Below are 242 nucleotides of genomic sequence, written 5' to 3'. Positions count from 1 at the left end.
TCGGCGTGAGGGTCGTGCCCAGCGTGCCGCCGAATGCGCCCGCCACGTTGTTGTATACGATCGCGCCCACGCCGCCGCTGTTCTGGCAGTTGGCTACCTTGGTCGCTAAGTCGACGGTGCCGCGCTGGATCAGGCAGACCTTGCCGGAGACTGACGAGTTGACGGTGGCGCCGATGCCGAAGTCGGCCAGCGGTGCCGGCGCGGTCTTGACGGGCGAGCCTTCCATCGCCGACGAGGCGTAG

At 68.2% G+C, this 242-nt stretch carries 1 protein-coding gene; it reads right to left on the bottom strand.

What is annotated here, in order from left to right; genetic code table 11:
• Positions 1-242 (bottom strand): PA domain-containing protein (locus ACEN88_RS36145; RefSeq protein ID WP_413347189.1); only part of this gene is annotated, 242 nt, incomplete at both ends.

Source organism: Massilia sp. CT11-108 (assembly GCF_047302915.1).
GTDB lineage: Bacteria > Pseudomonadota > Gammaproteobacteria > Burkholderiales > Burkholderiaceae_D > Telluria > Telluria orientalis.
The sequence above is the reverse complement of the archived record's forward strand: the minus strand, read 5'-3'. Positions and strand labels throughout refer to the sequence as shown.